This window comes from Pseudomonas trivialis, assembly GCF_036864995.1.
GTDB lineage: Bacteria > Pseudomonadota > Gammaproteobacteria > Pseudomonadales > Pseudomonadaceae > Aquipseudomonas > Aquipseudomonas trivialis.
This window is the reverse complement of sequence record NZ_CP142151.1, coordinates 4727474-4750967: the sequence shown is the minus strand read 5'-3', so window position 1 is coordinate 4750967 and position 23494 is coordinate 4727474. Positions and strand designations below refer to the sequence as shown.

The 23494-nt window shown below is 62.0% G+C and carries 25 protein-coding genes; 20 read left to right on the top strand and 5 right to left on the bottom strand.

Features of this window, described 5'->3' with window-relative positions:
- Positions 1-64: 64 nt before the first annotated feature.
- From VRB54_RS20935 to VRB54_RS20920, 4 genes are all read left to right on the top strand, one after another.
- Positions 65-988: a hypothetical protein gene (locus tag VRB54_RS20935; RefSeq protein ID WP_338478611.1), complete on the top strand. Its 924-nt coding sequence runs from the start codon at positions 65-67 to the stop codon at positions 986-988.
- A 316-nt stretch (positions 989-1304) separates the two neighbouring features.
- Positions 1305-2654, top strand: coding sequence for a UDP-N-acetylmuramate:L-alanyl-gamma-D-glutamyl-meso-diaminopimelate ligase (gene mpl, locus VRB54_RS20930; RefSeq protein ID WP_338478610.1), 1350 nt, complete (start codon positions 1305-1307; stop codon positions 2652-2654).
- Positions 2651-3280 (top strand): flavin prenyltransferase UbiX, encoded by a 630-nt coding sequence (gene ubiX, locus VRB54_RS20925; RefSeq protein WP_028618086.1) that lies wholly within the window; start codon positions 2651-2653, stop codon positions 3278-3280. The genes mpl and ubiX overlap by 4 nt, the downstream gene beginning before the upstream one ends.
- On the top strand, positions 3273-3557 hold the full coding sequence (locus VRB54_RS20920; protein WP_338478609.1) for a YceK/YidQ family lipoprotein: 285 nt from the start codon (positions 3273-3275) through the stop codon (positions 3555-3557). The genes ubiX and VRB54_RS20920 overlap by 8 nt, the downstream gene beginning before the upstream one ends.
- A gap of 238 nt (positions 3558-3795) precedes the next feature.
- On the opposite strand, the gene VRB54_RS20915 is transcribed toward VRB54_RS20920, so the two are convergent.
- The 3 genes from VRB54_RS20915 to VRB54_RS20905 all read right to left on the bottom strand — a co-directional run bounded on the left by VRB54_RS20915 (position 3796) and on the right by VRB54_RS20905 (position 6746).
- Complete coding sequence (locus VRB54_RS20915) at positions 3796-4437, bottom strand: oxidoreductase (RefSeq protein ID WP_209985224.1); 642 nt, start codon at positions 4435-4437, stop codon at positions 3796-3798.
- Between the two features lie 29 nt (positions 4438-4466).
- Positions 4467-6185 carry a C13 family peptidase gene (locus tag VRB54_RS20910; protein WP_338478608.1) on the bottom strand — a complete coding sequence of 573 codons (1719 nt, stop codon included), beginning with the start codon at positions 6183-6185 and terminating at the stop codon, positions 4467-4469.
- Between the two features lie 105 nt (positions 6186-6290).
- The gene (locus VRB54_RS20905; protein WP_338478607.1) at positions 6291-6746 is read right to left on the bottom strand and encodes a MaoC family dehydratase; all 456 of its coding nucleotides are present in this window, start codon (positions 6744-6746) and stop codon (positions 6291-6293) included.
- 186 nt (positions 6747-6932) lie between these two features.
- On the opposite strand from VRB54_RS20905, the gene VRB54_RS20900 reads away from it, so the two are divergent.
- Genes VRB54_RS20900 through VRB54_RS20890 form a run of 3 tightly spaced genes read left to right on the top strand, consistent with a single transcriptional unit; the run spans position 6933 to position 8617 of the window.
- Positions 6933-7286, top strand: a complete 354-nt coding sequence (locus tag VRB54_RS20900; RefSeq protein WP_338478606.1) for a CidA/LrgA family protein — start codon at positions 6933-6935, stop codon at positions 7284-7286.
- Entirely contained in the window at positions 7283-7999 is a 717-nt protein-coding gene (locus tag VRB54_RS20895; protein ID WP_338478605.1) for an LrgB family protein, read from the top strand. Before VRB54_RS20900 ends, VRB54_RS20895 begins: the two co-directional genes overlap by 4 nt.
- Before the next feature lie 24 nt (positions 8000-8023).
- A complete protein-coding gene (locus tag VRB54_RS20890) occupies positions 8024-8617 on the top strand; it encodes an LON peptidase substrate-binding domain-containing protein (RefSeq protein ID WP_003237052.1) in 594 nt (197 codons plus the stop codon).
- Here VRB54_RS20890 and VRB54_RS20885 read toward each other — a convergent pair.
- Together VRB54_RS20885 and VRB54_RS20880 are read right to left on the bottom strand one after the other, a co-directional pair.
- Positions 8611-9927 carry a bifunctional DedA family/phosphatase PAP2 family protein gene (locus VRB54_RS20885; protein ID WP_338478604.1) on the bottom strand — a complete coding sequence of 439 codons (1317 nt, stop codon included), beginning with the start codon at positions 9925-9927 and terminating at the stop codon, positions 8611-8613. The two genes, VRB54_RS20890 and VRB54_RS20885, sit on opposite strands and share 7 nt — an antisense overlap.
- Before the next feature lie 177 nt (positions 9928-10104).
- A complete protein-coding gene (locus tag VRB54_RS20880) occupies positions 10105-10788 on the bottom strand; it encodes a DNA-3-methyladenine glycosylase (protein ID WP_338478603.1) in 684 nt (227 codons plus the stop codon).
- A gap of 175 nt (positions 10789-10963) precedes the next feature.
- Here VRB54_RS20880 and VRB54_RS20875 point away from each other — a divergent pair, with 175 nt between their 5' ends.
- The 13 genes from VRB54_RS20875 to VRB54_RS20815 all read left to right on the top strand — a co-directional run bounded on the left by VRB54_RS20875 (position 10964) and on the right by VRB54_RS20815 (position 23445).
- Complete coding sequence (locus VRB54_RS20875) at positions 10964-12229, top strand: glutamate-5-semialdehyde dehydrogenase (protein ID WP_338478602.1); 1266 nt, start codon at positions 10964-10966, stop codon at positions 12227-12229.
- Positions 12229-12873: a nicotinate-nucleotide adenylyltransferase gene (gene nadD / locus VRB54_RS20870; protein WP_003237043.1), complete on the top strand. Its 645-nt coding sequence runs from the start codon at positions 12229-12231 to the stop codon at positions 12871-12873. Before VRB54_RS20875 ends, nadD begins: the two co-directional genes overlap by 1 nt.
- Positions 12874-12942: 69 nt before the next feature.
- Positions 12943-13437: a ribosome silencing factor gene (gene rsfS, locus VRB54_RS20865; protein ID WP_003237041.1), complete on the top strand. Its 495-nt coding sequence runs from the start codon at positions 12943-12945 to the stop codon at positions 13435-13437.
- A gap of 9 nt (positions 13438-13446) precedes the next feature.
- Positions 13447-13914 (top strand): 23S rRNA (pseudouridine(1915)-N(3))-methyltransferase RlmH, encoded by a 468-nt coding sequence (gene rlmH / locus VRB54_RS20860; RefSeq protein ID WP_003176297.1) that lies wholly within the window; start codon positions 13447-13449, stop codon positions 13912-13914.
- A gap of 15 nt (positions 13915-13929) precedes the next feature.
- Positions 13930-15828 (top strand): penicillin-binding protein 2, encoded by a 1899-nt coding sequence (gene mrdA, locus VRB54_RS20855; RefSeq protein WP_209985190.1) that lies wholly within the window; start codon positions 13930-13932, stop codon positions 15826-15828.
- Positions 15829-15859: 31 nt separating this feature from the next.
- A complete protein-coding gene (gene rodA / locus VRB54_RS20850) occupies positions 15860-16963 on the top strand; it encodes a rod shape-determining protein RodA (RefSeq protein WP_057010160.1) in 1104 nt (367 codons plus the stop codon).
- 17 nt (positions 16964-16980) lie between these two features.
- Positions 16981-17991: a lytic murein transglycosylase B gene (mltB, locus tag VRB54_RS20845; RefSeq protein WP_338478601.1), complete on the top strand. Its 1011-nt coding sequence runs from the start codon at positions 16981-16983 to the stop codon at positions 17989-17991.
- The gene (locus VRB54_RS20840; protein WP_338478600.1) at positions 17991-19001 is read left to right on the top strand and encodes a septal ring lytic transglycosylase RlpA family protein; all 1011 of its coding nucleotides are present in this window, start codon (positions 17991-17993) and stop codon (positions 18999-19001) included. The genes mltB and VRB54_RS20840 overlap by 1 nt, the downstream gene beginning before the upstream one ends.
- 178 nt (positions 19002-19179) lie before the next feature.
- Positions 19180-20337 carry a D-alanyl-D-alanine carboxypeptidase family protein gene (locus VRB54_RS20835; RefSeq protein WP_003237030.1) on the top strand — a complete coding sequence of 386 codons (1158 nt, stop codon included), beginning with the start codon at positions 19180-19182 and terminating at the stop codon, positions 20335-20337.
- A gap of 85 nt (positions 20338-20422) precedes the next feature.
- Positions 20423-20698: a DUF493 domain-containing protein gene (locus tag VRB54_RS20830; RefSeq protein WP_003237028.1), complete on the top strand. Its 276-nt coding sequence runs from the start codon at positions 20423-20425 to the stop codon at positions 20696-20698.
- Entirely contained in the window at positions 20698-21345 is a 648-nt protein-coding gene (lipB, locus tag VRB54_RS20825) for a lipoyl(octanoyl) transferase LipB (protein WP_338478599.1), read from the top strand. The genes VRB54_RS20830 and lipB overlap by 1 nt, the downstream gene beginning before the upstream one ends.
- A 26-nt stretch (positions 21346-21371) precedes the next feature.
- On the top strand, positions 21372-22376 hold the full coding sequence (gene lipA / locus VRB54_RS20820; RefSeq protein ID WP_338481139.1) for a lipoyl synthase: 1005 nt from the start codon (positions 21372-21374) through the stop codon (positions 22374-22376).
- A 151-nt stretch (positions 22377-22527) separates the two neighbouring features.
- Positions 22528-23445, top strand: coding sequence for an LD-carboxypeptidase (locus VRB54_RS20815; protein WP_338478598.1), 918 nt, complete (start codon positions 22528-22530; stop codon positions 23443-23445).
- Positions 23446-23494 lie beyond the last annotated feature (49 nt).

The following is a 23494-nucleotide window of genomic DNA, read 5'->3' as shown; positions in this document are numbered from 1 at the left end:
CTTTATCGATGGCCGACCGGCAGAGGGCTTTTTTAACGCTCTCCTGGACGTATTTGGTTTTTTTGTGCCAGCGTTGAAAGGCGGTATACAGGGCGTCAGACTGGGTGTTAAAAGCGGGGTAGGTTCGGCACTCGGCTTCATTAAGGGGTTCGCTAAAGCAGGTGTTCAATCTGTCAATCCTCTTGCGGGGGTTTACGATGTCGGTCGTGGTGTTTTTAAACTGGGTAAGGCGGGCTTTAAAAAACTAACTAGTCTAAACGCAGGGCAGGGCAGTTTTACGCCTTCTCTATGGGCGCAAAAAGATAATATTGCAGAAGGCATTTATCGTCCTTTGGGCGTTCATGGCGAAGCTGCAGCGGTTACGGCTATTGAACTGAATGGTAAGTGGTATGCCTTCGACATTGCCACTCAGACTCCCTACGGTGCACCGTTAAAAGGTTTTATTTCCAAATCGATTTCCAACCGTATCGGCCCTCTTGCGTCTACGGCGCTTGATACCGTCACCCAGGTTGGTTTTTCTGGAACGTCGGTTTTTGTCGAGAAAGCGTTAGTGAGACACTACGGGCGTGAGCCTGCCCACGGCGTAACATTCGATCCCGCCGACGTGAAAGTGTCGGACGTTCCGTCAGCGCCGAGTTTTATTGATCCATCCCTATTGTCCCGTTTCGACAACGCTTCGCGGTATATCACTGAACTGGATGAGTTGACTATTGAGTGTGGATTCCTCGCGGAGGCTCCGATCAAGATAGCGCATGTCGATCTTCATAAATACGCCTATCAATTAGAAGTAGCACTGGATAGGCTCGAAGATCGCACTGTGCAAATTGCTGAAGCTTATGAGGTTTTTTGTAAGCCCTATAACCCGCACGATGATGTCAATCACCGTTACGCTGAGTTACAGGACCGAGTAGAGGCCATTGAAGAAAGAATTGATGCCATACGCAACGCACTTACGCGGGTTAGAGTCATGCAGGGACGTGGGAGTTAGCACTTTGCGCTTGTCGGGGTAAAGGCTGCTTTCATGATTAAAAAAGAATTGTCATACATGTTACGTGGGTCTTTCACCCCGGAACTGCTCCAGCCCGGCTGCCCACTCAAACAGGGCAGCTGTGCCCAAGCTATGAAAAACTGCGCTTTCTCACTGCAATGAAAGAGCAGGAACGTAAAGCCGATTCTTCAAGCACCGTTTGAATCAGGCCCGCCGAACGAAGTGCACCAGCATTCATCGTTCGGCGACCCGCCGCATAACAGGTGCGATTTCCCCCTCCCTGCGCTAACCTGCCTCGATGTTCAAGAGGTCAACCATGCACATTCATATTCTTGGTATTTGCGGCACATTCATGGGCTCGATGGCGGTACTCGCCAAAGAACTGGGTCATCACGTCACCGGCTCCGACGCCAACGTCTATCCGCCCATGAGTACGCAACTGCAAGCCCAGGGCATTGAATTGACCCAAGGCTACGACCCCTCGCAATTCGACCCGGCCCCTGACCTGGTGGTGATCGGCAATGCCATGTCCCGAGGCAACCCGGCAGTCGAGTACGTGCTCAACAAGGGGCTGGCGTATGTTTCCGGCCCGCAATGGCTGGCCGACCACGTGCTGCAAGGTCGCTGGGTGCTGGCGGTGGCCGGCACTCACGGCAAGACCACCACCAGCAGCATGCTTGCCTGGGTGCTGGAGCATGCCGGCATGAGCCCGGGCTTTTTGATCGGCGGCGTGCCGCAGAACTTTTCAGTGTCGGCCCGCCTGGGTGAGACGCCATTTTTTGTAATCGAAGCCGACGAGTACGACAGCGCCTTTTTCGACAAGCGCTCCAAGTTCGTCCATTACCGTCCGCGTACAGCGATTCTCAATAACCTTGAGTTCGATCACGCCGACATTTTCCCCGACCTGCCGGCCATCGAACGGCAATTCCACCACCTGGTGCGCACCATCCCCAGCGAAGGCCTGGTGATCCACCCCACCACAGAACCTGCGCTGCAGCGCGTGATCGACATGGGCTGCTGGACCCCGGTGCAGACCACCGGCGCCGGCGGGCAGTGGCAGGCCAGGCTGCTGAGCGAAGACGGCTCGCGCTTTGAAGTGCTGTTTGACGGCGAGGCCCAGGGCATCGTCGCGTGGGACATGACCGGCCAACATAACGTCGCCAATGCCTTGGTCACCCTGGCTGCCGCGCGGCATGTGGGCGTGGTGCCCGCCATGGGTATTGCTGCGTTGAGCGCGTTCAAAAGCGTGAAGCGCCGAATGGAAAAGGTCGCTGACGTGAATGGAATTACTATCTACGACGACTTTGCCCACCACCCCACGGCGATTGCCACCACGCTGGATGGCCTGCGCAAGCAGGTCGGTGATGCCCGCGTCATCGCGATTGTCGAGCCGCGCTCCAATTCCATGAAGCTCGGCGCGCACCGTGATGGCTTGCCGCAGAGCGTCAACGATGCCGACGAGGTGGTCTGGTATGCCCCTGCCAATCTCGGCTGGGACCTGCCGGGGATTGCCGCGCTGTGCACCGTCCCGTCGACGGTGTGCGATTCCATCGAAGGCATCATTGAGCACGTCAAACAGCAGGCCGGGCCGGGCACCCATGTGGTGGTCATGAGCAACGGCGGATTCGGCGGCCTGCACGGCAAGCTGGCCGAGGCGCTCAAATGAGCGGCCCGGAGCGCGTTACGCTGGCAATGACCGGCGCCTCGGGCGCGCCCTACGGCCTGCGCCTGCTCGATTGCCTGGTGCGTGAAGACCGCGAGGTGCACTTTCTGATCTCCAAGGCCGCGCAGTTGGTAATGGCCACCGAAACCGACGTGGCGCTGCCGCCCAAAGTGCAGACAATGCAAGCGTTCCTCACCGAATACACCGGTGCGGCGGCGGGGCAGATCAAGGTGTACGGCAAAGAGGACTGGATGTCGCCGGTGGCCTCGGGCTCCGGCGCACCTGCGGCGATGGTGGTGGTGCCGTGCTCCACCGGTACGCTGTCGGCGATTGCCACCGGTGCCTGCAACAACCTTATCGAACGGGCTGCGGATGTGACGCTCAAGGAGCGTCGCCAGTTGATTCTGGTGCCGCGTGAAGCACCGTACTCGAGCATTCACCTGGAGCACATGCTCAAGTTGTCGAACATGGGCGTGACCATCCTGCCCGCGTCGCCGGGCTTCTACCACCAGCCGCAGACTATCGATGACCTGGTGGACTTCGTGGTGGCGCGCATTCTCAACCTGCTCAATATTCCCCAGGACATGCTGCCGCGCTGGGGCGAGCACCATTTGAGCAGCGATGAATAAGGCGCTGCTGCTGGTCATGGCGCTGCAACTGGCCGGCTGCGCCACGGCACGCACGCTGGATGCCGCGCAGCCCGGCGCGCCGGTGGTGTATGCCGGTACACGGTTGGACCTGTACGCGATTGACGGCGGCTGCTGTGCCAAGGACAAGTTCGGGGCTGAGGCGCCGCGCTACCCACATGCGGACCTGCCGGCCAGCGCACTGCTCGATACGCTGTTGTTGCCGCTGTCGGTGTTGACCGTGCTGGGCGTGGGTTTTAACGCGACGGGCGGTCTCTAACAATTGGAGCTTCTGTGGCGAGCCGGTCTGTTGTGGCGAGTGGGCTTTTTGTGGCGAGCGGGCTTGCCCCGCGTTGGGGTGCGAAGCGCCCCCCAATCAAGGACAACGCGGTGTATCTGACACTGCGCAGCGCATGGTTTTGGGGCTGCTGCGCAGCCCAACGCGGGGCAAGCCCGCTCGCCACGGGAATGTGGCTGCCTGATTAAATCAGCACGTTATTTTTTGTTGATAAGAGCGGTTACTTGCCGAGTTTGCGCAACTCATCGGACTCCACCACCCGCACCCCATTCTGTTCCTCCAGAGCCAGGCGCCACATGGCCCGAGCCAGGTCGCACACTTCGATGCCATGGTACTTGCCTGGAATCAAACGCGACAACGGCCCGGCCAGTTGTTCGGCCAGACGCGGTTCCAGTCGGTCCCCCAGCAGCAGCGAGGGCCGCACGATGGTCAATTGCGGCCAGTCCTGCGCCTTCAGTGCCTGCTCCATTTCGCCTTTGACGCGGTTGTAGAACACCGAAGATTTCGGGTCGGCGCCAATCGCGCTGATCACGATCAGGTGCCGCGCGCCCAGTTCCCGCGCGCGTTTGGCAAAGGCCACGACCATGTCCAGGTCGACGGCGCGAAAGGCCGCTTCGGAGCCGGCCTTCTTGATGGTGGTGCCCAAACAGCAGAACGCGATATCCACCTGGCCGCTTAGCTGTGGCAGAACCACAGCCGGTTCGCCCACCGGGTTTTCCAGGTGCGGATGTTCGGCAAGTGGTTTGCGGCTCGGCGCCAGTACGCGGCTGACGGTGGGTTCGTTGAGCAGGCGGTCCAGCAGGTGTTCGCCGGTAAGGCCCGAGGCGCCTGCGAGCAGGATATGCTGAGGTGTCAGGTACATGGTGTTTCCCCCTTATTACACGTTACAGCTTAGTTGCCTTTGGCTTCCTTGCTATTCATTGAGACGCTTTCGAGCGCCTTTCGTGCCTGCTGTTTGCGTAAGAGTTGCCAGTGGGCGATCACCCCCTTGGGCGCCCAGATCTGCGGTTCGGAGGCTTCGAAGTTGTCCGCCTGCTCGCGCTCGGTCACGTGCAGTTGCGCCAGTTTGAAGGCTTGCTGCAAATCGTCGGTCTGGTTAAAAGCCTGTGCGAAAAGAGCATCGCCGAAGTAGGTGAAGTCGGCTTCCTCGGAACAACCGAACGACACGCGATCGGCCCGCGAAGCGGTCATGATCAACGTGTGTTCGTCCTTCAGCGCCGGAATGAAGCCGCCGGAATAGCAGGCGGAAATCACGATGATCTTGTCGCGGTTTTGCAGCGGGGTGAGCACGGCGGCCAGTTCGTCGGCGGGCAGGTCGGCCAGCTCCATGCGCGGCTGGTCGAGCACCAGTTCATGTTCGTGGGTGCCGTGGCTGGTCAGGTAGATAAACACCAGGTCTTCCGGCCCGCTGCGTTCGGCCAGGGTCTGCACCGCGCGGCGCAGGCTTTCGCGGGTGGCCAGGGGGCGGTCGGTGATGTGGTCGCGATGGTTGACCAGGCGAATCTGCCCACGGGCGCCGAAGCGCGTGGCGAGCATGTTGCTGACGTAATCGGCTTCGCGCAGGAACACGCTTTGCTTGCCGTCGCCAGCCACGGCCAGGGTGTACAGCTCCACGGCGGGTGTGGAGGCGGGCACTGCGGCAAGCGCCTCGTTGAGCAAACGGCCCTGGGCGAGTACGCCGATTTCCAGCGGGTCGGGCAACAGCTTGCCGTCGGCGTCTCGCACGCGCAGGCCATTGACCCAGGTGCCGGCCTGCACGGTGCCGTCGGTGAGCACCAGCGTGCCGCGACCTTGATAATTGTCGCTGTCGAACCCGCCGATATAGAAGCTGCCGTCCGTGAGGTTCAGACGGCCTTCGCCGGTAAAGCGCCAATCGCTGAACTGGCCCACATAGTGGCTGCCGTCCACACCGATCAACTCGCCCTTACCGCTCAAGGCGCCTTCCTTGAATTCGCCGATCCACACATCGCCGTCAGCGTTTTCGTAGCGGCCCTTGCCGTTGAGCTGGTTCTGTTTGAACTGGCCTACGTAGATGTCGCCGTCGGCGCTGTTGAACGTGCCGTTGCCTTCCAACTGACCATCGACGAAACGGCCGCTGAACTGGTTGCCGCTGTCGTCGTTGCGCTGGCCTTCGCCGTTCGGCTTGCCGTGGTCGAACTGGCCCTGGTACTGGCTGCCGTCGGCCAGCTCCAGGCGACCGAGGCCTGAATACTGGTCGTCGAGGAACTCGCCGCGATAGGTCATCTGCCCCTCTTTGAGGGTGCCTTCGCCGTTGCGGCGACCGTTCTTGAAACCGCCCACGTATTGGCTGCCGGCAGTGGTCAGGCTGCCCTGTCCATCGAACAGGCCCTGTTGGAACTCGCCCTTATAGACTTCGCCGTTGCTGCCATGCCATTCGCCCTGGCCGTGCCACTGGCCCTTGTCGAACGCACCGGCATACCAGCTGCCGTTGGGGTAGTCGACACGGCCCTGGCCTTGCAACAGGCCATTGACCACATCGCCACGGTAACGACCCCCATCGGGCAGACGCGCATCGGGCGGCAACAGCGATTCGCCGTCTCCGCAGGCGGTGAGCAACAGGGCAAGGGCAAGGGGGGCGAGTGGGCGCATAGCGGGATCCGGATAATTGAGCGCCGAGTATGCCGCAGCCGAGAGTTTGATACATAAATTTACATACGCTGTGGCAAGGTTTAGCGCCTCACCACAGGCAGGGCCTTACACGAAGCAGAGCGACAGCGACTCGGCAATGTAGGCAGGTTTTTCCTGGCCGTCGATTTCCAGGGTGCAGGTGGCCTTGAGCAGCCACTGGCCGGGCTTTTTCTCGGTGACATCGGTCAGGGTGACCGCCAGACGCACCTTTGAGTCGACTTTCACCGGCTGGATGAAGCGCACGCTGTCCAGGCCATAATTGACCGCCATTTTCAAGCCTTCGGGCACGATCAGGATGTCTTCGATCAGTTTGGGAATCAGCGACAGCGACAGAAAGCCGTGGGCGATGGTGCTGCCGAACGGGGTCTGCGCGGCCTTGACCGGGTCGACGTGGATGAACTGATGATCGCCCGTGGCCTCTGCGAACAGGTTGATACGGGCCTGGTCGATGGTGAGCCATTCGGAACGTCCCAGTTCCTTGCCGACATGATCTTTGAGCTGCGCTACAGGTACATAGGGCATTGCGTCTCTCCTTGGTTCAGCAGTTTTTATCCGCCCGGTAATCGGGGCATTTTTCCGGATTGCAGAGAACCAATGTAGATCATCACGGCCCCTGCGCCCGGTCAATCCACCATGCTTATGGCGAATGCCGGTGTATAGACCTGACGTGCTTATAATGCGGGCGAGCTTTGACGGGGGAGAAAGTGGATGTTGTTACGGGGCCTGACCTGGCTGGTGCTGTTCCAATTGATCGGCACCGCGCTCAATCATTTGCTGTTGCCGGTATTGCCGGGGCCGATTATCGGCCTGTTGCTGATGCTGGGCTTTCTGATCTGGCGCGGCGAAGTCGGCGAGCCCTTGAGCCTGGCGGCCAGCAGCCTGTTGCGCTACCTGCCGCTGCTGCTGGTGCCTCCCGCCGTGGGCGTGATGGTGTACGCCGGGGAGATTGCCGCCGACTTTTGGGCCATCATCGGCGCGCTGGTGTTATCGCTCGTGATCGCCATGGGCTTTGTCGGAGTGCTGATGCAGCAGATGGTCAAGCGCAAGGAGAAGGGTCAATGACTGTCGACTGGCACGGCGCGTGGACGTCCGTCATCCATCACCCGCTGTTCGGCATCGGCATTACTCTGGGCGCCTATCAATTGGTGCTGGCCGGGTTCGAGAAAACCCGCTGGATCTTTCTGCAGCCGGTGCTGGTCTCCATGTTGCTGGTGATCGGCGTGCTGCTCACCTGCGGCCTCAGCTACGCCGAATACCGCAAGAGCACCGAGATCATGGGCATCCTGCTGGGCCCTGCCACGGTGGCGCTGGCGGTGCCGCTCTACCTGAACCTGCGGCGGATTCGCCAATTGTTCTGGCCGATTTTTACGGTGTTGGTGTTGGGCGGTGTGTTGGTCACTGGCCTGTGTCTGTTGCTGGGCGAGTGGTTCGGTGCCGAACACCGGATGCTGATGACCATGGCGCCCAAGTCGGTGACCTCGCCGATTGCCATGCTGGTGGCCGAGCAGATCGGCGGCGTGGCGGCGCTGGCGGCAGTGTTTGTGCTGATTACCGGCGTGGTCGGCGCCATGATCGGCCCGGCCTACCTGACGCGCCTGGGTGTGCACAGCCCCGAGGCGCGCGGCATGGCGCTGGGCATGACCGCCCACGCCGTGGGCACCTCGGTGGCCCTGCAGGAAAGTGAAGAGTGCGGCGCGTTTGCGGCGCTGGCCATGAGTCTGATGGGCGTGGCCACGGCGGTGTTTTTGCCGTTGGCCGTGTCGGTGATTGTTTAAACCCAGGTATGTAAGGAAACCTTTATGAGTCTGGCGCTGTTCCCGCTCAACACCGTGCTGTTCCCCGGCTGCACCCTCGACCTGCAACTGTTCGAGGCGCGCTACCTGGACATGATCAGCCGCTGCATGAAAAAGGGCGAAAGCTTCGGCGTGGTGTGCATCCTTGACGGCCGGGAAGTCGGCATGGCGCCGGACGGCTACGCGCTGATCGGCTGCGAGGCGTTGATTCGCGACTTCAAGCAGCAGGACAATGGCCTGCTGGGGATTCGCGTCGAAGGCGGGCGCAGATTTCGCGTACGTGAAGCGGGGGTACAGAAAGATCAGTTGCTGGTGGCCGACGTGCAATGGCTGGACGAGCAACCGGACTTGCCGCTCGAAGAAGAGGACGCCGACCTGCTGGCCCTGCTCCAGGCCTTGGCCGAGCACCCGATGGTTGCTTCCCTGGACATGGGCGGCAATGCCGAGGGCCAGCAGGCGCTGGGTAATCAGCTCGCGTATTTATTGCCGTTCACCGAGGCGGACAAGATCGACCTGCTGCAAATCGACGATCCGCAGCAGCGCCTGGATGCGATCCAGATGCTGCTCGACGAGTTGCAGGGCGAACTGTTCACTCAATAGGCATAGCGCAGCAAGGCGTGGGACGTGCCGGTGAGGGCGATAAAGCTCATCACCGCCACCAGCGCCGGCAGCAGCAGCCACCAGATCCTGCGCGACATGGCCGGCAGCGGGCTGCGGTATTCGCTGGCCGTGAGGCTGAATGCGCAGACGGTCATGGCCAGCAGCGTGCCGGCGAGGATATCCGAGGGCCAGTGAGCGCCAAGGTATACCCGTGACAACGCGATGAAGGCGGCCGGAATGCAGCCCATCAGCATCCAGGTGAGGCGCAGCCGCGTAGGCTGGCCGCGCCCTGCCAGCACCGCCAACGCGAGGAAAAACGCGAAGGCGCCGGACGCGTGGCCGCTGGGCATGCTGAAGCTGGTGAGCGGGTCGGTGAGAATTTCCGGGCGGCCACGGGCGAAAAACAGCTTGGTGCCGGTATTGATCACCGCCGCGCCGGCCAGCGTGGCGCCGACAAACAGCGCATGGCGCCACTGCCGCAGCAGCAACAGCAGGCCGGTGAATACGGCGCTGGCGACGAACATCTTTTTGAACTCGCCCAACTGCGTGACCCGCACCATTACCTCGTCCAGCCACGCGCTGCGATGCTCCTGCACCAGCGCGCTCAGGCCCTGATCGAAGTGATTGAGGTGTGGGTAGCCGATAAACACTGCGATCAGCAGCACCAGGCTCGCGCAGCCGATCCACAGCGTTGCGCGACGATGGCCGCGCAGGCTGCTGTTCAAGCTCAGGCCCAGCAAAACGGCCAGGCACCCGGCCACGACTGCCGCCTCCGGCCAGAAGCCTTCCGGCAGTGGCAGACGGAATGCGGCGCCGGTCGCCCAGCCCGGCAGCAGGTAGGCCACCGACCAGCCGGTCGCCGCGACAACACTCACGGCGGCGAAGCGCGGAAAGGGCATGTCGCACATGCCGGCGACCATTGGCAGCATCGGGCGCAAGGGGCCGATGAAGCGTCCGACCAGCAGGCTGGCGATGCCGTATTTGTGGAAGTAGGTTTCGGCGCCGTTCATCCATTCCGGGTGGTGACGCAAGCCGGGCAGGCGCCGGATGTTCTGGTGGAAGTGTCGGCCCAGAAAGTAGGAGACGCCGTCGCCCAGCAGCCCGCCGAGAAAGCCCAGCAGCAACGTCTCGCTCAGCGACAGCGCGCCGCTGCCGGCCAGCGCGGCAATGGCGAACAGCAATACCGTGCCCGGCACGATCAACCCGGCAATCGCCAGACACTCCACGCACGCGACGATAAACACCGCCACGGCCAGCCACTGCGGATTCACGGTCAGCCAGCCGGTAATGCTATCGAGCCATTGGCCCATACACTCCACTCCCTCTATGCACTACGTAATGCGCAACACTGAAGACCCCCTGTGGGAGCGGGCTTGCCCGCGAAAGCGGTGGGTCAGTCAACATCAATGTTTGCTGGATACCGCCTTTGCAGGCAAGCCCGCTCCCAGAAAGGGCTGCGGCGACATAAGCGCTCATGCCCGGTCGGCTCAAATCAAAAAATAATCCCGGCCTTCGACCTGGCCACGTCGCAGCGGGTTCCGCGTGCAATAAGGCGCATAGCCTGCATCGACGAAACGGTACATCAAGTGCTCATCGCGCCCGCTCGGGATGCCCAGGCGGGTGGTCTGGATAATCTGCGTGGGCGTCTGCCCCACGTCCTGCACATAGAGCAGTTCCTGGTCGAACCGCTTGGCGTCCCACATCGGCACCTTCAGCCCCAGCGCCTTGCACAGCAGCGTCTGGCCGGCGCAGAGTTTTTGCGAGGCGCGCGGGCTGCCGTCGGGGTTCGGGTTGTTGAGCAGCATTTGCGCCAGGCTGGCGGGGCCGGATATCTCGTCCACCCACGGATAGGCCGACTTGATCAGCACCGCGTTGCCCGGGCCATGGGCGCTGAAGTTCAGCGAATCGCCGCCCCGGGCGTAATACATGTAGATATGGCCACCATCCAGAAACAAAGCCTTACGCTTTTCTGTGTAGCCAAGTGAAGCGTGACTGCCTTTTTCGGCCACGTAATAGGCTTCGGTTTCAATAATTCGCGCAGAAAGCCAGAGATCGCCCACGCGATGGCGTATGACTTTTCCGAGCAGATCCCGTGCGAGCAATTGCGCGTCACGGTCGAAGAAGCGGTCGGGCAGGGCGCTTGCGGGGAGTTGCGGGGTCACACTGGGCATAGGAGATCAGGGGAGTGCAGGTAAATGTGACCGAATAATAACAACTCCCCGCTTAATTACCGCTGAACACCCGTTTTTTACAGTTCATTTCGACCATCCGCCCCTCACCGCTGTCAGTCGGGCGGCGTCACAGCTATAATCTGCCGCTTTCCTCTTTGGCCAAGTCTCTCTGACCATGACTGAGTCCGTTCTCGACTACATGACCCGCCTGGGTCGCGCAGCCCGCCAGGCCTCGCGGTTGATCGCCCGTGCGAGCACTGCGCAGAAGAACCGTGCCCTGCTGGCCGCCGCCGATGCGCTGGATGCCGCGCGCGCAGAACTTGCCGCCGCCAACGAACAGGATTTGGCCAACGGCCGCGCCAATGGCCTGGAACCGGCCCTGCTGGACCGCCTGGCGCTGACCCCGGCACGTATCGACGACATGATCGAAGGCCTGCGTCAGGTGGCCAAGCTGCCTGACCCCATCGGTGAAATCCGCGATATGCGCTACCTGCCGTCCGGCATCCAGGTCGGCAAGATGCGCGTGCCCCTGGGCGTGATCGGCATCATCTACGAGTCGCGCCCGAACGTGACCATTGACGCCGCGAGCCTGTGCCTCAAGTCCGGTAACGCCACCATCCTGCGCGGCGGTTCCGAGGCGATCCATTCCAACCGTGCCATTGCCGCGTGCATCCAGCAGGGCCTGGCCGTGGCCGAGCTGCCCGCCGAAGTGGTGCAGGTGGTGGAAACCACCGACCGCGCGGCCGTCGGCGCGTTGATCACCATGCCGGAGTTCGTCGACGTGATCGTGCCACGCGGTGGCAAGAGCCTGATCGAGCGTGTCAGCCGCGAGGCCAAGGTGCCGGTGATCAAGCACCTGGACGGCGTGTGCCACGTGTTCATCGACGTGGCCGCCGACCTCGACAAGGCGATCCGCATCGCCGACAACGCCAAGACCCATCGCTACGCCCCGTGCAACACCATGGAGACGCTGCTGGTGCACGCCGGCATTGCCGAGCGCGTGCTGCCGCCGCTGGCTGCCATCTACCGTGACAAGGGCGTGGAACTGCGCGGTTGCGAGCGCACCCTTGCGCTGCTGGGCGCGGACGTGATCGAGGCCACCGAAGAAGATTGGTACACCGAGTACACGGCGCCGATCCTGTCGATCCGCATCGTCGACGACCTGGACCAGGCCATCGAACACATCAATAAATACGGCTCCAGGCACACCGACGCGATTGTCTCCGAGCATTTCAGCGATGCCCGGCGTTTTCTTACCGAAGTGGATTCCGCGTCGGTGATGATCAACGCCTCGACGCGCTTTGCCGACGGCTTCGAATATGGCCTGGGCGCGGAGATCGGCATCTCCACCGACAAGCTCCACGCACGCGGCCCGGTCGGCCTGGAAGGCCTGACCAGCGAGAAGTACGTAGTGTTCGGCGACGGTCACGTGCGCACTTGATGGCTAAACGCATCGGGCTGCTCGGTGGCACCTTCGACCCCGTGCACATTGGCCATTTGCGCAGTGCACTTGAGGTTGCCGATGCGCTCGGGCTGGACGAGATGCGGGTGATGCCCAACGCGCGGCCGCCCCATCGCGACATGCCGCAGGTGTCGCCGCAGCAGCGTCTGGAAATGGTGCGCGTGGCAGTTGAGGGCATCGCACCGCTGGTGGTGGACGACCGCGAGCTCAAGCGCGATAAACCGTCCTACACTGTCGACACCCTGGAGCTGATGCGCGCCGAGTTGGCCGCAGATGACCAGTTGTTTCTGCTTTTGGGCTGGGACGCATTTTGCGGCCTGCCCTCTTGGCATCGCTGGGAGGAACTCCTCCAGCATTGCCACATCCTGGTGCTGCAACGCCCGGATGCCGACAGCGAACCGCCGGATGCCCTGCGCAACCTGCTGGCCGCGCGGTCGGTAAGTGACCCCTTGGCCCTGACCGGGCCGAACGGGAATATTGCATTCGTCTGGCAGACCCCGCTTGCGGTGTCTGCCACCCAGATCCGTCAACTGCTGGCCAGCGGGAAGTCGGTACGTTTCCTGGTGCCTGACGCGGTCCTGGCCTACATCGATGCGCACGGGCTTTACCGTGCGTCGAACTGAAAAGGCGCGCTTGACCGCACGAACCGTCGTGCAGCAAGCGCCCGAACATATGAGCAAAACGAGTTTTTTATGACGAACAAAGACGTAAGCAAAGTTAAGCGCAAAGGCACCTTCAAAAGCGCCCCGCTGCCGGTTGAAGCCCACGTTGGCCCGGAGCTGGCTGGCGAAGAGCTGGTGAAAGTCGCGGTTGCCGCGCTCGAGGACGTGAAGGCCCAGGATATCCAGGTGCTGGACGTGCGCGACAAGCAAAGCATCACCGACTACATGATCATCGCCACGGGTACCTCCAACCGCCAGATCGGCGCGATGCTGGACAAGGTCCGCGAAGCCGTCAAAGCCCAGGGCGTCAAGCCATTGGGTGAAGAAGGCAAGGGCGACAGCGACTGGGTGCTGCTGGACATGGACGACGTAATCGTTCACATGATGACCTCCAACGCCCGCCAGTTCTACGACCTGGAGCGTCTGTGGAAAGGCGCCGAGCAGAGCCGTGCCGCCGATGGCAAGCACCACAGCCCGGAAGTGGGCCACGCGCACTTCGACAAGCTCAACAAAGACCAGGAATAAGGAACGGCTGTGCGCCTGCGTCTGATCGCTGTCGGTTCACGCATGCCCAAGTGGGTGGAAGAAGGCTGGCATGAGTATGCCAAGCGTCTGCCCGCCGAGCTGTCGCTTGAGCTGGTGGAAATCCCGCTCAACACCCGGGGCAAGAATGCCGACGTGGCGCGCTTTATCCGTCAGGAAGGCGAGGCCATGCTGGCCAAGGTCGGCCCCAACGAGCGCATCGTCACCCTCGAAGTGCACGGCAAACCCTGGAGTACCGAGCAACTGGCGGTGGAACTGGACCGCTGGCGTCTGGACTCGCGCACGGTCAACTTCATGGTCGGTGGTCCTGAAGGGCTGGCGCCGGAAGTCTGTGCGCGGGCCGATCAGCGCTGGTCGCTGTCGGCGCTGACGTTGCCGCACCCGTTGGTAAGGATTCTGATCGGTGAACAGCTGTATCGCGCCTGGACAGTCCTGTCCGGGCACCCTTACCACAAATAATCTGCGCCGCGCCCGATGACTCAGCCGATCCGCATCAAGGACCACGAGAAAGACGCACGTCTGGTACGCGCTCGGGTTGTGTTTGGTGCTTTTCTGGTGGTTGGGCTGATCGGCGTGCTGGTCGCGCGCCTGTATTTCCTGCAGGTGATCCAGTACGACTATCACTCCACGCTGTCGGAAAACAACCGGGTGCATGTGCAGCCGATCCCGCCGACCCGTGGGCTGATTTTCGACCGCAACGGCGTGGTGGTTGCCGATAACCGCCCCAGTTTCAGCCTGAGCATGACCCGCGAACGTTCCGGCGACTGGCAGCAGGTGCTCGATGTGATCGTCGAGGTGCTGCAACTGACGCCGGAAGACCGGGTGATCTTCGAAAAACGCATGAGGCAGGGGCGCCGGCCGTTCGAGCCGGTGCCGATTCTGTTCGAGCTGACCGAAGAGCAGATCGCGCGCATCGCGGTGAACCAGTTCCGCCTGCCCGGCGTGGAAGTGGTGGCGCAGCTGGTGCGTCATTATCCGCAGGGGCCGCACTTTGCCCACTCCGTCGGCTATATGGGCCGCATCAACGAGAAAGAGCTCAAAAGCCTCGATCCGGTCAATTACAGCGGCACCCACCACATCGGCAAAACCGGCATCGAGCGCTTCTACGAGCCCGAGCTGCACGGCCAGGTGGGTTACGAAGAAGTCGAAACCAACGCGCGAGGCCGCGTGCTGCGCGTGCTCAAGCGCACCGACCCGGTGCCCGGCAAGGACATCGTGCTGAGCCTGGACATCAAGCTGCAGGAAGCCGCCGAAATGGCTCTGGGGGGGCGACGCGGCGCGGTGGTGGCCCTCGACCCGAACACTGGCGAGGTGCTGGCGATGGTCAGCCAGCCGAGCTTCGACCCCAACCTGTTCGTGACCGGCATCAGCTTCAAGGCTTACGCCGAGTTGCGTGATTCCATCGACCGACCGCTGTTCAATCGCGTGCTGCGCGGCCTGTACCCGCCCGGCTCGACCATCAAGCCGGCGGTGGCGATTGCCGGCCTGGACGCGGGTGTGGTCACCGCCTCCAGTCGTGTGTACGACCCGGGCTACTACATGCTGCCCAACTACGACCACAAATATCGCAACTGGAACCGCACCGGTGACGGCTATGTCGACCTGGACACCGCGATCATGCGCTCCAACGACACCTACTTTTACGACCTGGCCCACAAGCTGGGGATCGACCGTCTGGCGGCCTACATGGGCAAGTTCGGCCTCGGTCAGAAAGTCTCCCTGGACATGTTCGAAGAATCCCCCGGCCTGATGCCGTCGCGTGAATGGAAGCGCGCGACTCGTCGCCAGGCGTGGTTCCCGGGTGAAACCCTGATTCTCGGCATCGGCCAGGGCTACATGCAGGCCACACCGCTGCAACTGGCTCAGGCCACCGCATTGGTGGCCAACAAAGGCATCTGGAACCGCCCGCACCTGGCCCGGACCATCGAAGGCGAAAAGCCAGTGGATGAAAACCCGATCCCCGACATCGTGCTGCGCGACCCGTCTGACTGGGCCAAGGTCAATCACGGCATGCAGCAGGTGATGCACGGCGCACGTGGCACCGCGCGCAAGGCCGCGCTTGGCGCGCAGTACCGCATTGCCGGCAAGAGTGGCACGGCGCAGGTGGTGGCGATCAAGCAGGGCGAAAAGTATGACCGCAGCAAGGTCCAGGAGCGTCACCGTGACCACGCCTTGTTTGTCGGCTTTGCCCCGGCCGATGCGCCAAAAATCGTGGTGGCGGTGATGGTCGAGAACGGCGAATCCGGCTCCGGTGTGGCTGCGCCGGTGGTGCGTCAGATCATGGACGCCTGGCTGCTGGCCGACGACGGCAGGCTCAAGCCCGAGTATGGCGGCCCCCCTTCAACCCCCGAGGTGACGGCCCGTGAAGAGTAATTTTGACCGCATCCTCTCCAGCGAGGACGTGATGCGTCGTCGCGCGACGTTGCTGCAGCGCATGCACATTGATGGCCCGCTGCTGATCCTGCTGCTGACCCTGGCGGCCGGCAGCCTGTTCGTGCTGTATTCGGCCAGCGGCAAGGACTGGGACCTGCTGATCAAGCAGGCGTCCTCGTTCGGCCTAGGCCTGTTGTCGATGGTGGTGATCGCGCAGTTGGAGCCACGCTTCATGGCGCGCTGGGTACCGCTGGGGTATGTGGCCGGGGTGTTGCTGCTGGTGGTGGTGGATGTGATGGGCCACAACGCCATGGGCGCGACACGCTGGATCAACATTCCCGGGGTGATTCGCTTCCAGCCGTCGGAATTCATGAAGATTCTGATGCCGGCCACCATTGCCTGGTATTTGTCCAAACGCACCTTGCCGCCGCAACTCAAACACGTGGGCATCAGCCTGATCCTGATCGGCATCCCGTTTATCCTGATCGTGCGCCAGCCCGACCTCGGCACCTCGTTGCTGATCCTCGCCGGCGGCGCCTTCGTGCTGTTCATGGGTGGCCTGCGCTGGCGCTGGATCCTCAGCGTGCTGGCGGCTGCGGTGCCGGTGGCGGTGGCGATGTGGTTCTTCTTCATGCACGACTATCAGAAGCAGCGGATCCTCACGTTCCTCGACCCGGAAAGCGATCCGCTGGGCACCGGCTGGAACATTATCCAGTCGAAGGCCGCCATCGGTTCCGGTGGTGTGTTTGGCAAGGGCTGGTTGCTGGGCACCCAGTCGCATCTGGACTTTTTGCCCGAAAGCCACACCGACTTCATTATCGCGGTGCTGGGCGAAGAGTTCGGCCTGGTGGGCATCTGCGCGCTGCTGCTGATCTATTTGCTGCTGATCGGGCGGGGCCTGGTGATCACTGCGCAGGCGCAGACGCTGTTCGGCAAATTGCTCGCCGGCGCCTTGACCATGACTTTTTTTGTTTACGTTTTCGTCAACATCGGTATGGTCAGTGGCCTGCTGCCGGTGGTTGGGGTGCCGTTGCCGTTCATTAGCTACGGCGGAACTTCGCTGGTGACATTGCTGTCAGCGTTTGGGGTTTTGATGTCGATTCATACGCATCGCAAATGGATCGCACAGGTTTGAATAAGGTGAAGATGTCAATGCAAGTAATGCGCGGCTGGGCGACTCGGCATGCATCCTGGATGGGCCTGATCGGGCTGCTCGGTGCATCGCAGGAGACGCAGGCCGGTGACTACGATGGCTCTCCCCAGGTCGCCGAATTTGTCGGCGAAATGACCCGCGACTACGGTTTCGCCGGTGAACAGCTGATGGGCGTGTTCCGGGAGGCGCAGAAGAAGCAGGCGATCCTCGACGCCATCTCGCGCCCGGCCGAACGCGTGAAGCAGTGGAAGGAATATCGCCCGATGTTCCTCACCGATGCCCGCGTGGCCAGGGGCGTGGACTTCTGGCGTCAGCACGAGGCGGTACTGGCTCGTGCCGAGCAGGAGTACGGCGTGCCAGCCCAAGTGATTGTCTCGATCATCGGCATCGAAACCTTCTACGGGCGCAATACCGGCAATTATCGGGTGATCGATGCCTTGTCGACCCTGGGCTTCGATTACCCGCCGCGCGCCGACTTCTTCCGCAAGGAGCTGCGCGAATTTCTGCTGCTGGCCCGCGAAGAGCAGGTCGACCCGCTGACCCTCAAGGGTTCCTACGCCGGTGCCATGGGCCTGCCGCAATTCATGCCGAGCAGCTTTCGCGCCTATGCGGTGGATTTTGACGGCGATGGCCACATCAATATCTGGAGCAACCCGGACGACGCCATCGGCAGTGTGGCCAGCTACTTCAAGCGCCATGGCTGGGTGGCCGGCGAACCCGTGGTGTTGCGCGCCGACGTCAGCGGCGAACGCGCCGACGAAGGTTTGACTCAAGGCATCGAACCGGTCAAGACCGTTGGGGAGTTGCGGGCGCTGGGCTGGTCGAGTCAGAATGCGCCCGGCGATGATCTGCCGGTAACGGCGTTCCGCCTTGAAGGCGAAAAGGGTCCTGAATACTGGATGGGCCTGCAGAATTTTTACGCAATCACGCGTTATAACCGCAGTGTGATGTACGCCATGGCCGTGCATCAGCTGTCAGACATGCTGGTCCAAGCACGGGGCACCAAGTAATGCGGGCATCGCCGTTCCATAAACCGCTCAAGCTGGTGGCGTTTGCCGCGTTGTCCTTGCTGGTTGTCAGTTGTTCCACGTCCACCCCCACCAGCCGTGGGCCCTTGCCCAAGGCCGGTGGCGCGATTGTGCGCGCCCAGCCGGGCCTGGACATCAATCGCGCACACAAAGACGGCGCGCCTTGGTGGGACGTGGATGTGTCGAAGATCCCGGATGCCACGCCGACCCTGCACACCGGTCCCTACAAGGCCAACCCCTACACCGTGCTGGGCAAGAATTACTTCCCGCTGCAGGACTCCAAAACCTACGTCCAGTCGGGCACGGCGTCCTGGTACGGCACCAAGTTCCACGGTCAGAACACCGCCAATGGCGAGGTCTATGACCTGTACGGCATGAGCGCGGCCCACAAGACATTGCCGCTGCCCAGCTATGTGCGGGTGACCAACCTGGACAACAACCGCACGGTGATCCTGCGGGTCAACGACCGTGGGCCGTTCTATTCCGACCGCATCATCGACCTGTCCTACGCCGCCGCGAAGAAACTCGGCTATGCCGAAACCGGCACTGCGCGGGTCAAGGTCGAAGGCATCGACCCGGCCCAATACTGGGCCCAGCGTGGCAAGCCGGCGCCGTTGATGCTCAACGAGCCGCGCACCGTGCAGCCGCAAGTGACCGCCTCCACCGGCAAGATCGAACAATGGACACCACCGCCTGCGCAGCACGCCCCGGACACCGTGGTCGTGCCCCATGCCGCACCGGGCGCGTCCATGGCCGGCGGGCAATTCCTGCAGGTGGGCGCTTTCGCCAACCCGGATGCGGCAGAACTGTTAAGGTCCAAGCTCAGCGGCATGGTCAACGCACCGGTATTCATCAGCTCCATCGTGCGTAACCAGCAGACCCTGCACCGTGTACGCATGGGCCCGATCGGCTCGCCGAGCGAGGTCGCGAAGGTGCAGAACAGCGTACGCCTGGCCAACCTGGGGCAGCCCAAGCTGGTCACCGCCGAATAATCCCGATTGAAGGTTCAGGCTCCTGCGGGGCTCGAACCCTGGTTGCTGGCTCGTTGAACAACAAAAACCCAGGGGCAAGGGGTGAGCGGGCAATCGAACACGCGACAGTCTGGCAACGGGCTGTCTGAATAAGTTTTGCCCGCGAGGGCAAGTTTCCATACGCAATTTCGAGAGACGGATGAACATCACCACCTTAGCCAAACGCACGTGCCTGCTTATCTCGCTGATCATCACCCCGGCCGCCTGGGCGGTTGAAATGGTGCCGGCTTCCCCGCAACTGGCCGCCAAGGCCTGGGTCCTCATGGATGCCGCCAGCGGCAACGTGCTGGTCGAGAACGGCGGTGACGTGCGCCTGCCGCCTGCCAGCCTGACCAAGCTGATGACCGCCTACATCGCGACCCTGGAAATCCGTCGCGGCCAGATCGGCGAGAACGATCCGGTCACCGTCAGCGAAAACGCCTGGCGTACCGGCGGTTCGCGGATGTTCATCAAGGTTGGCTCGCAAGTCACCGTGAGCGACCTGCTGCATGGCATTATCATCCAGTCGGGTAACGACGCCAGCGTGGCCCTGGCCGAACACATCGCCGGCAGCGAAGACGCGTTCGCTGACATGATGAACAAGACCGCCGGCGACCTGGGCATGACCAACAGCCACTTCATGAACCCGACCGGCCTGCCGAACCCTGAGCACTATTCGTCGGCTCACGACATGGCGATCCTGGCCCGCGCGATCATCCGCGTCGACCCGGTGCACTATGCGATCTACTCCCAGAAGGAATTCTTCTGGAACAACATCAAACAGCCCAACCGCAACCTGTTGCTGTGGCGTGACAAGACCGTCGATGGCCTGAAAACCGGCCACACCGACGAAGCCGGTTACTGCATGGTGTCGTCCGCTGTACGTGATGGCCAGCGCCTGATCGCCGTAGTGTTCGGTACCAACAGCGAGCAGGCCCGTGCGGCCGAGACGCAAAAGCTGCTGACCTACGGCTTCCGTTTCTTCGAAACCCAGACCTTCTACCAGAAGGGCACCGAGCTTGCGACCGCACCGGTGTGGAAGGGCGCGACCTCCCAGGTCAAGGCCGGCCTGGCCGACGACCTGACGCTGACCATGCCTAAAGGCCAACTGAAGAAGCTGGCTGCCAGCATGACCATGAACCCGCAACTGGTTGCGCCTATCGCCAAGGGCGATGTGATCGGTAAAGTCGAAGTGAAGCTGGACGACAAGGTGGTGCACAGCGCCGACCTGATCGCGCTGGACGCCGTCGACGAAGGTGGTATCTTCCGCCGCGTGTGGGATAGCATCCGTCTGTTCTTCTACGGCTTGTTCAACTGATTGTGTGCACCTGCAAAGCCCTGCGTTGATCCGACGCGGGGCTTTGCCCGTCGCCACGGCTTACCGCTTACGAGGCTGTTCTGCCATGACCGATAAAGAAGTAAAGGCGCCAAAGATCGAATTCCCGGTGACGGACTATCCCGTCAAGGTGATCAGCGATACCGGTGCAGGCAACAAGGACAAGATCCTCGAGATCGTGCGTAAACACGCGACGATCAACGACAACCGAGTGGACGAGCGTTCGAGCACCAACGGTAAATACACCACGATTCAGTTGCACATCGTTGCGACCGGTCAGGAACAGCTCTACGACATCAACAGTGAACTGCGGGCCACCGGCTTCGTGCACATGGTGTTGTGATGCCCGCAGTCCTGGGCTTTCGCGAGCTTGGCCAGATGGCCTATGAGCCCGTGTGGCATGCCATGCAGCGCTTCACCAACGAGCGCGGCACCTCGGCCCCGGATGAAATATGGCTGGTGGAGCATCCGCAGGTGTTCACCCAGGGCCAGGCCGGCAAAGCCGAGCACCTGCTGGTGCCGGGTGATATTCCAGTGGTGCAGGTCGACCGAGGTGGCCAAGTGACTTACCATGGTCCCGGCCAACTGGTGGCTTACCTGCTGCTGGATGTGCGCAAGCTGGGGTTTGGCGTGCGCGACCTGGTGAGCCGCATGGAGGCGTGCCTGATCGAGCTGCTGGCCAGTTATGGCGTGAGCGCCGCAGCCAAGCCCGATGCACCCGGCGTGTACGTGGACGGCGCGAAAATCGCCTCGCTGGGGTTGCGCATTCGCCATGGCTGTTCCTTTCATGGTCTGGCCCTGAATGTGGACATGGACCTGGCGCCATTTCGTCGCATCAACCCCTGTGGTTATGCGGGGCTTGCGATGACGCAACTGAGCGAACACGCCACACCGATTAAATTTGCCGAGGTAAGTGCCCGGCTGCGCGCGCAGCTCGTCAAACACCTCGACTATGCTGAGCAGACGACCCTCACGGGCGGAATCGACTGATTATGACTACTGATGCAGTGCAAACCATGATCCCGACGCTGGATATCACCGAGCGTCCGGCCCCGGCCCCGCGTGCCAAGGTGGAAGCCGGCGTCAAGCTGCGTGGCGCCGAGAAGGTTGCACGCATCCCGGTCAAGATCATTCCCACCACCGAACTGCCGAAGAAACCCGACTGGATTCGCGTGCGCATCCCGGTTTCGCCGGAAGTCGACCGTATCAAGGCCCTGCTGCGCAAACACAAGCTGCACAGCGTGTGCGAAGAAGCGTCCTGCCCGAACCTGGGCGAGTGCTTCTCCGGCGGCACCGCCACCTTCATGATCATGGGTGACATCTGCACCCGTCGCTGCCCGTTCTGCGACGTCGGCCATGGCCGTCCGAAGCCGCTGGACGTGAATGAGCCGCAAAGCCTGGCCATTGCCATCGCCGACCTCAAACTCAAATATGTGGTGATCACCTCTGTGGACCGCGACGACCTGCGTGACGGCGGTGCCCAGCACTTTGCCGACTGCATCCGCGAAATCCGCAAGCTGTCGCCGAACGTGATGCTCGAAACCCTGGTACCGGACTACCGTGGCCGCATGGACGTGGCACTGGAAATCACCGCTGCCGAGCCGCCGGATGTGTTCAACCACAACCTGGAAACCGTGCCGCGCCTGTACAAGGCCGCGCGTCCGGGTTCGGACTACCAGTGGTCGCTGACCCTGCTGCAGAAATTCAAGCAGATGATGCCGCACATCCCGACCAAATCCGGCCTGATGCTGGGCCTGGGCGAAACCGACGAAGAAGTGATCGAAGTCATGAAGCGCATGCGCGAACATGACATCGATATGCTGACCCTCGGCCAATACCTGCAACCGTCGCGCAGCCACTTGCCGGTGCAGCGTTTCGTGCACCCGGACGTCTTCGCCTGGTTCGCCGAGGAAGGCTACAAGATGGGCTTCAAGAACGTGGCGTCGGGCCCGTTGGTACGTTCGTCGTACCACGCCGACGAGCAGGCCAAACTGGTCAAGGCCAGCCTGGTTTCCGCCTAGAGCGCTGAGTAACACCGCAGGCCCGAGCTGCAGGAAGGGCCGATGTGGGAGGGGCTTGCTCCCGATAGCGGTGTTTCAGTCACCTGATGTATTGACTGTCACACCGCCATCGGGAGCAAGCCCCCTCCCACTTTTTGCATGGAGAACATGGATGAACGCCGCCGTACCCGCATTGCGCCCCGAAGGCACCATCGCCCTGATCGCCCCGGCCGGCCCCGCCGCGCTGGACGTCGAAAAGGCCGAACAATGGATGCGCAATCGTGGCTACGACCTGCGCATCTACCCTGGTGTGTATGAACGCGACGGCTACCTCGCCGGCAGTGATAAAACCCGCCTCGCCGACCTCCATGCCGCATTCGCTGATCCCGATATCGATGCCATCTTCTGCCTGCGTGGCGGCTACGGTACGCCGCGTCTGCTCGACAGCCTGGATTTCGGCCTGCTGCGCGCCAATCCCAAACCCTTTGTCGGCTACAGCGACATCACCGCCTTGCACCTGGCGATCAACCGGTATGCGGGCTTTGTGACCTTCCACGGGCCGATGCTCAATGCCGATCTGCTGGGCGACAAGCAGCCACCCACCGAGTCCTCGTTGTTCAGCCTGTTGCGTGGCCAACTGGGCACTGGCAGCGAGTTGGCGCACCCGGTGGCCTTCCCGCTGACCACCCTTGAGCCGGGCATCGCCCGTGGGCGCTTGCAGGGTGGAAACCTGTCGATGATCGCCGCAGTGATGGGCACGCCGTTTGAAATCGACGCGCAAGGCATCATCCTGTTTATCGAGGACATCAACGAGCCGATCTACCGCATCGACCGCCTGCTGACACACTTGCGCCTGGTCGGCAAGCTGGCGCAGGTGGCCGGTGTATTGGTGGGGGATGTGGCAGGGGTGGACAGCATGGCGTTGGCGCGGCTGTTAAAGCAGACTTTCGAACCGCTGGGCATTCCGGTACTGGCCGGCTGGCGCAGCGGGCACTGCGATCCCAACCTGACGTTGCCGCTGGGCGCAGTGGTTCGCCTGGATGCGGGGGAGCAGCGGGTGGTGCTGGAGCAGGATGTGGTCTTTAAATAGTCGTCACCTGTGAGGCCTTCATCGCAGGCAAGCCAGCGCCCACACTTTG

Excerpts from the sequence above, each read along its gene's own strand:
- VRB54_RS20835 (WP_003237030.1), top strand. The coding sequence starts at position 19,180 with ATGAACATCACCACCTTAGCCAAACGCACGTGCCTGCTTATCTCGCTG.
- VRB54_RS20830 (WP_003237028.1), top strand. The coding sequence starts at position 20,423 with ATGACCGATAAAGAAGTAAAGGCGCCAAAGATCGAATTCCCGGTGACG.
- nadD (WP_003237043.1), top strand. The coding sequence starts at position 12,229 with ATGGCTAAACGCATCGGGCTGCTCGGTGGCACCTTCGACCCCGTGCAC.
- lipB (WP_338478599.1), top strand. The coding sequence starts at position 20,698 with ATGCCCGCAGTCCTGGGCTTTCGCGAGCTTGGCCAGATGGCCTATGAG.
- VRB54_RS20880 (WP_338478603.1), bottom strand. The coding sequence starts at position 10,788 with ATGCCCAGTGTGACCCCGCAACTCCCCGCAAGCGCCCTGCCCGACCGC.
- VRB54_RS20890 (WP_003237052.1), top strand. The coding sequence starts at position 8,024 with ATGAGTCTGGCGCTGTTCCCGCTCAACACCGTGCTGTTCCCCGGCTGC.
- ubiX (WP_028618086.1), top strand. The coding sequence starts at position 2,651 with ATGAGCGGCCCGGAGCGCGTTACGCTGGCAATGACCGGCGCCTCGGGC.
- rsfS (WP_003237041.1), top strand. The coding sequence starts at position 12,943 with ATGACGAACAAAGACGTAAGCAAAGTTAAGCGCAAAGGCACCTTCAAA.
- VRB54_RS20840 (WP_338478600.1), top strand. The coding sequence starts at position 17,991 with ATGCGGGCATCGCCGTTCCATAAACCGCTCAAGCTGGTGGCGTTTGCC.
- VRB54_RS20920 (WP_338478609.1), top strand. The coding sequence starts at position 3,273 with ATGAATAAGGCGCTGCTGCTGGTCATGGCGCTGCAACTGGCCGGCTGC.
- VRB54_RS20905 (WP_338478607.1), bottom strand. The coding sequence starts at position 6,746 with ATGCCCTATGTACCTGTAGCGCAGCTCAAAGATCATGTCGGCAAGGAA.
- VRB54_RS20910 (WP_338478608.1), bottom strand. The coding sequence starts at position 6,185 with ATGCGCCCACTCGCCCCCCTTGCCCTTGCCCTGTTGCTCACCGCCTGC.
- VRB54_RS20915 (WP_209985224.1), bottom strand. The coding sequence starts at position 4,437 with ATGTACCTGACACCTCAGCATATCCTGCTCGCAGGCGCCTCGGGCCTT.
- mpl (WP_338478610.1), top strand. The coding sequence starts at position 1,305 with ATGCACATTCATATTCTTGGTATTTGCGGCACATTCATGGGCTCGATG.
- rodA (WP_057010160.1), top strand. The coding sequence starts at position 15,860 with ATGCGTCGTCGCGCGACGTTGCTGCAGCGCATGCACATTGATGGCCCG.
- mltB (WP_338478601.1), top strand. The coding sequence starts at position 16,981 with ATGCAAGTAATGCGCGGCTGGGCGACTCGGCATGCATCCTGGATGGGC.
- VRB54_RS20885 (WP_338478604.1), bottom strand. The coding sequence starts at position 9,927 with ATGGGCCAATGGCTCGATAGCATTACCGGCTGGCTGACCGTGAATCCG.
- mrdA (WP_209985190.1), top strand. The coding sequence starts at position 13,930 with ATGACTCAGCCGATCCGCATCAAGGACCACGAGAAAGACGCACGTCTG.
- VRB54_RS20815 (WP_338478598.1), top strand. The coding sequence starts at position 22,528 with ATGAACGCCGCCGTACCCGCATTGCGCCCCGAAGGCACCATCGCCCTG.
- VRB54_RS20895 (WP_338478605.1), top strand. The coding sequence starts at position 7,283 with ATGACTGTCGACTGGCACGGCGCGTGGACGTCCGTCATCCATCACCCG.
- VRB54_RS20875 (WP_338478602.1), top strand. The coding sequence starts at position 10,964 with ATGACTGAGTCCGTTCTCGACTACATGACCCGCCTGGGTCGCGCAGCC.
- VRB54_RS20900 (WP_338478606.1), top strand. The coding sequence starts at position 6,933 with ATGTTGTTACGGGGCCTGACCTGGCTGGTGCTGTTCCAATTGATCGGC.
- lipA (WP_338481139.1), top strand. The coding sequence starts at position 21,372 with ATGATCCCGACGCTGGATATCACCGAGCGTCCGGCCCCGGCCCCGCGT.